The 4,888-nt window shown below is 65.1% G+C and carries 7 protein-coding genes; 5 read left to right on the forward strand and 2 right to left on the reverse strand.

Going from position 1 to position 4,888, the window contains the following annotated elements:
* The first annotated feature begins 165 nt into the window (after positions 1-165).
* Positions 166-369: a hypothetical protein gene (locus tag KBA32_RS05635; RefSeq protein ID WP_294356342.1), complete on the forward strand. Its 204-nt coding sequence runs from the start codon at positions 166-168 to the stop codon at positions 367-369.
* 24 nt (positions 370-393) lie between these two features.
* Here KBA32_RS05635 and KBA32_RS05640 read toward each other — a convergent pair whose 3' ends face one another.
* The gene (locus tag KBA32_RS05640; RefSeq protein ID WP_294356344.1) at positions 394-828 is read right to left on the reverse strand and encodes a YbaN family protein; all 435 of its coding nucleotides are present in this window, start codon (positions 826-828) and stop codon (positions 394-396) included.
* Between the two features lie 70 nt (positions 829-898).
* Complete coding sequence (locus KBA32_RS05645) at positions 899-2,221, reverse strand: D-serine ammonia-lyase (RefSeq protein WP_294356347.1); 1,323 nt, start codon at positions 2,219-2,221, stop codon at positions 899-901.
* A 241-nt stretch (positions 2,222-2,462) separates the two neighbouring features.
* Between KBA32_RS05645 and KBA32_RS05650 the strand changes: the two genes are divergently transcribed.
* The 4 genes from KBA32_RS05650 to KBA32_RS05665 form a co-directional block, all read left to right on the forward strand.
* Positions 2,463-3,128, forward strand: coding sequence for an AAA family ATPase (locus KBA32_RS05650; protein ID WP_294356349.1), 666 nt, complete (start codon positions 2,463-2,465; stop codon positions 3,126-3,128).
* Positions 3,129-3,318: 190 nt separating this feature from the next.
* Positions 3,319-3,678 carry a hypothetical protein gene (locus tag KBA32_RS05655; protein WP_294356353.1) on the forward strand — a complete coding sequence of 120 codons (360 nt, stop codon included), beginning with the start codon at positions 3,319-3,321 and terminating at the stop codon, positions 3,676-3,678.
* 15 nt (positions 3,679-3,693) lie between these two features.
* Positions 3,694-4,485 (forward strand): class I SAM-dependent methyltransferase, encoded by a 792-nt coding sequence (locus tag KBA32_RS05660; RefSeq protein ID WP_294356355.1) that lies wholly within the window; start codon positions 3,694-3,696, stop codon positions 4,483-4,485.
* A 75-nt stretch (positions 4,486-4,560) separates the two neighbouring features.
* Positions 4,561-4,888 (forward strand): surface-adhesin E family protein (locus KBA32_RS05665; protein ID WP_294356357.1); only part of this gene is annotated, 328 nt, incomplete at its 3' end.

The raw sequence follows: 4,888 nt of genomic DNA on the forward strand, positions 1-4,888 counted from the left end.
CGCGGCGCCGTCGCCATGGCGCTGCGCCAGAAGACCTACGTTACCGCCTTGCGCCAGTATCTGAACCAGTTGGCAGGGCAGGCCGAGATCGTCGGCGTGGCTATCGACGCGGCCGATACGCCGCTCGTTCAGTAGTGCATCGACGTTCGACGAAGGGAGAGAGACATGAACGATGAGATCGAAGCACGCCGCGCGGCAAAGCTCCACGCTCTGAAATCCGGATGCTGCATGTGGTCGCCGATCCTGCCGCCGGTCGCGGAAGAAACCGAAGAGGCGAGTGCCGCGTCCGAGGCAGGCGCCGGCGCGATGCCGTCATCCGGCGCATTGAACGGCACACGGATCAGCCCTGAGCTGGCACCGGTCGATTGATCGGATCAAATCCTGTGCCGGAGCTCAGACCTCTTCGCTCGCGCGTTCGCGCGTCTTGATCCTCAGCACGTGGATCGAAACGAGCAGCGCGATGGCGACCAGCGTGAAACGCAGCGCCCAGAGCCGGGTCGGTATGGCGAAGATCGCCGAGAGCGTGATGGAGATCCAGAGCAGCGAAATGATCGACACCTTGACGCGCAGGGGGATGCCGTGGCCGTCCCGGTACGCGCGCAGATAGGGGCCGAACAGCCGGTTGTGGTGGAGCCAGTCGTCGAGCCGCGGCGAACTGCGCGCGAAGCAGGCCGCCGCGAGCAGCAGGAAGGGCGTCGTCGGCAAGAGCGGCAGCACGATGCCGGCAACCGCGAGCATGACGCAGACCATCCCGGCGACGGTGAGCAGCGCGCGCAGTAGAGCCGAACGCGTTGGGGCGGGTTGGCTGTGGTCTTCGATCTTCTCCATCGTTTTGCGTGGGTCGTTTGCGGATGTGGCTATTGGATCGGAGTTGGTCCGCTCGAGTTCAAACGGCCACTCATGCGCGTGCGAGCGATTCGCAGCCGCGCCGGTAGAACTTCTCATACTCTTCGGCCGGAACGAAGGAGCCGCCGGTCGTCCAGAACACATGCGTCGCCCGCGGGTCGTTGCGCAACGTTGCGTCGAGCAGCCGGGCGCCGGCAAAGCACGCGGCGGCCGACGGTTCGATCTCGATGCCGCTTGTCTGGCGCAGGCGGGCGAGGGTGGTGAACAGCGCGTCGTCGGCGACGGTGTAGACGCCGGAAACGAGTTCATGCACCAGTTGATAGACGAGTTCAGACGCTTCGCTGACCGCGAGGCCGTCGGCTTCGGTGCGGTTGTCGAGGCCGATGTCGTAGACCGACTTCGGCCCGGTGGTCGAGGCCAGGCGGACAAGCATCGCCGGCGAGGCGCAGGGTTCGGCGAAATAGCAGTGCGCCGCGTCGCCGAAGACGTGCTTCAGGCCGAAGGTGATGCCGCCCGGCGCGCCGCCGACGCCGCAGGGCAGGTAGGCGACGAGCGGGTGGTCGGCGTCGACGGCGATGCCGAGGTCGGCGAGCTGGTTCTTCAGACGCAGCGCGGCGACGGCGTAGCCGAGGAAGAGGTTGCGCGAGTTCTCGTCGTCGACGAAGTACGCGCGGCCCGAGGCAGCCGCGGCCGCGCGTCCGGCGGCGACGGCGGCGGCGTAGTCGCCCGTGTGCTCGACGACCTCGACGCCGCGTTTGCGCAGCCGGTCCTTCTTCCATTGCTTGGCGTCGTGCGACATGTGGACGACGGCGTGGAAGCCGAGCGCCGAGGCCATGACGCCGATGCTGAGCCCGAGATTGCCGGTGCTGCCGACGGCGACGGTGTGCTGCGCGAACAGTTCACGCGCCTTGGTCGAGACAAGCTCCAGCGGATCGCCGCCGAGTGCGATCAAGCCGTGCTTGACGGCCAGCTGCTCGGCATGCGCGAGCACCTCGTAGATGCCGCCGCGCGCCTTGATCGAGCCGGCAACCGGCAGGGCGTGGTCGGCCTTGATCAGGCTGCGGCCTTTGATTTCGACACCGGTCACCGGGTGTGCATCCGGCAGTTCGATCAACGGCGATTCGATCACGCCGCCGCTGGCGGCGAGTTCCGGGAACAGGCGGACGAGCGCCGGCCCCCAGCGGCGCAGCAGCGCATCGGCAGCTTCGATGTCGGCGAGGCCGATAACGTGCGTGGCGGCGACCTCGGCGAGCGCGCGCCGGACCGGTGCCCGCGCCGGGTTGAGCCAGAGCAGTGGCTCTCGTGCCTGCAGGCGCTGCGTGAGATCGATATCGGGGTCTGGTGCATCGTTCTGCACGGCGTTCGGCGAGGTCATGGCTTCCATCCTGATTGAGCAAAAAGGCGATTATAGAAGCCGCGTATCGCCGCCGGCAGCTGGATGCGCCGGCTGAATATCGAGAGAACGCGGCTTTTCGGAAGCGCACAAAAATCCAGCTGCTAATATGGAATCGGGTTCCCAAAGAACTCGTAGATCCTGCGTCAACCTGATGAAAAGCAAAGGGGTTAGCCAACTGCAGTACTTCCAGAACACCTTAAGACGAAAAGGAGTCGATGCCATGACAGTCATTACCATTTCCCGTGAATTCGGTAGCGGCGGCGATTTGCTGGCCGAAAAGGTTGCCCATGCGCTGGGTTATCACCTGGTAGACAAAGCCTTCGTCAGTGCGGTGCTTGGCCAGTACGGTCTGTCGGAATTCGATAGCGAGTACGAGAAGCAGCCCGGCTTCTGGGAAGGCTTCGACACCGAGAAGGCCGCACGGCGCGACACGATGGTACGCATGCTCAACCAGGTCGTGCGCGCGGTGGCCCGCCACGGCAACGTCGTCATTCTCGGGCGCAGCGGCTACGCCATCCTTGCCGGTCTGGCCGACGTGCTGCACGTGCGCCTGCAGGCGCCGCTCGACGATCGCATCGAACTCGTGCGCTACGAAATGAGCCTTTCGTTGATCGAGGCGAGGGCACTCGTCGAGGAAAAGGATAAAGTGCGCAAGGCCTTCATCGAATCGTTCTATCGCGTGCCCTGGGAGTCGTCGCACGCTTTCGACATCGCGCTCAACACGTCGCGTATTAGCGTTGACGTGGCAAGCGATTGGGTGGTTCAGGCGGCCAGGCTGCCGGCCTGCAACCTCGACGTGAAAATGACCACCAGGCAGCTCGAAATCGATGCCGTGATGCAGCAGGCGGTGAGCGAAAAACTGAGGTGCCCGACCGAGCACACGTGAGTTCGGGTGGGCCGTTGTCCGTTCGTGGTCAGCGTGTCGCCCAAGGCAATTTCCTTCGCCGCATCGGGTCATGAGCGGGTGTCGTCACAAACGTCGATAGAACACCGGGTCGGGCGGGGAGAGCGGCTATACTGCCTGCCTTCCGGCGGGTCGTACCGCTTTCCCCAATCTCGACTTCGGCTTGTTTCTCATGGCGGCATCCAACACGCGCGTCAACTGGGCGCTCTTCTTTCTTCGTCTTGCGGTCGGCGGCATGGCCTTTCTCGCAGGCCTGCAGCCGCTCCTGCATTCGAGTATTCCGACAACGCTTGCGCAGGGCATCCAATGGGGGCTGCATCTCACCGAAATGCTCTGCGGCGTGTTCATGATCCTCGGCCTGTGGATGCCGGTCGCCAGCCTCGGGCTGACGTTGATCATCGGCTGGCCGCTGGTCGTTGGCTGGATCCACGGCGCGGCGGTTCTCGGCAATCTGCACGGTCTCTTCCTGCTGCTGGTGGCGCTGGCCTCGGCGCTTGGCGGCGCCGGCAAGTGGGCGGTCGGGCGCGGCTGAGTACGCGTTTTTTCGATGAACGATTCAACCCCATCGGTCCGCGTCCGCATCGAGTCGCTTGATCCTGCGCTCGACGCTGCGGCGGCCGCGTGGGCTGAGCGCCTGCATCTGCCGCTTGCCGGCGAAGCGGAACTCGCGCTGCAACTCGGGCCGCAGGGATTGCAGCTCGTCGATCTCGCCGACGATGCGCCGGGGCCGGTGCGCGTCGATTTCGTCGAAGGCGCCGTCGCGCATCGGCGTTTGTTCGGCGGCGGCGCCGGGCAGATGATCGCCAAGGCCGTCGGTCTGCTGCCGGGGATTCGCCCGACGGTGGTGGATGCCACGGCCGGGCTGGGGCGCGATGCCTTCGTGCTGGCGCAGCTCGGCTGCACTGTGGCCCTGATCGAGCGCAATCCGCTGATCGCGGCATTGCTCGAAGACGGTTTGCAGCGCGCGGCGCGCGATACCGAAGTGGCGACTATCGTCGGCCGCATGCGGCTCGTCTGTGGCGACGCCATCGCGCTCCTGGGTGCGTGGTCTGAAGATCCGCCGCAGGTCGTCTACCTTGATCCCATGTTTCCGCACCGCGACAAGAGCGCGCTGGTAAAGAAGGAAATGCGCCTTTTTCGCCCCGTCGTCGGCGACGACGATGACGCGCCGGCCTTGCTCGCAGCCGCGCTGGCGCTGGCGACGCACCGCGTCGTCGTCAAGCGTGCGCGCAAGGCGCCAGCCATCGCCGGGCCGAAGCCGGCTTTCACGCTGGAAGGCAATTCGAGCCGCTTCGACATCTATGCGAAGAAGTCGCTGAAGGCGAAAGCAGGTACGTAAGTCGCGCCACGCGTTACCATGTGCAGCTTCTGCATGACCCCGGTAAACCCCGGAACTGACCGAACGCATCGCGCCATGATAACGACAATCCGCAAACCCCTCCGTCCGCTCCTCCTCGCGCTCTTGGCGCTGCTCTTCGCCGGAAGCGCGGCAGCCGAATGGATACAGCTCGGCCGGACCGAGAACTTCCGCATCTATCTCGAGCAGAAGCAGATCCTGCGCAACGGCGATCTGGTGCAGATCTGGCAGCTGATGGACTTCACGGCCGCGCAGTGGGCCGATCCGCAGACGGTCGTCTGGTCGATCAGGACACTCGCCGAGTACGACTGCAAGGAGGCGCGTTTCCGCTCACTCGTCAGCGAGGCCTATTCCGAGCAGATGGGCATCGGCAAGCTGGTCGCCA

Source organism: Propionivibrio sp. (assembly GCF_017995515.1).
GTDB lineage: Bacteria > Pseudomonadota > Gammaproteobacteria > Burkholderiales > Rhodocyclaceae > Propionivibrio.

Coding starts and splice junctions, on each gene's coding strand:
- KBA32_RS05645 (WP_294356347.1), bottom strand. CDS start 2,221: ATGACCTCGCCGAACGCCGTGCAGAACGATGCACCAGACCCCGATATC.
- KBA32_RS05635 (WP_294356342.1), top strand. CDS start 166: ATGAACGATGAGATCGAAGCACGCCGCGCGGCAAAGCTCCACGCTCTG.
- KBA32_RS05640 (WP_294356344.1), bottom strand. CDS start 828: ATGGAGAAGATCGAAGACCACAGCCAACCCGCCCCAACGCGTTCGGCT.
- KBA32_RS05650 (WP_294356349.1), top strand. CDS start 2,463: ATGACAGTCATTACCATTTCCCGTGAATTCGGTAGCGGCGGCGATTTG.
- KBA32_RS05660 (WP_294356355.1), top strand. CDS start 3,694: ATGAACGATTCAACCCCATCGGTCCGCGTCCGCATCGAGTCGCTTGAT.
- KBA32_RS05655 (WP_294356353.1), top strand. CDS start 3,319: ATGGCGGCATCCAACACGCGCGTCAACTGGGCGCTCTTCTTTCTTCGT.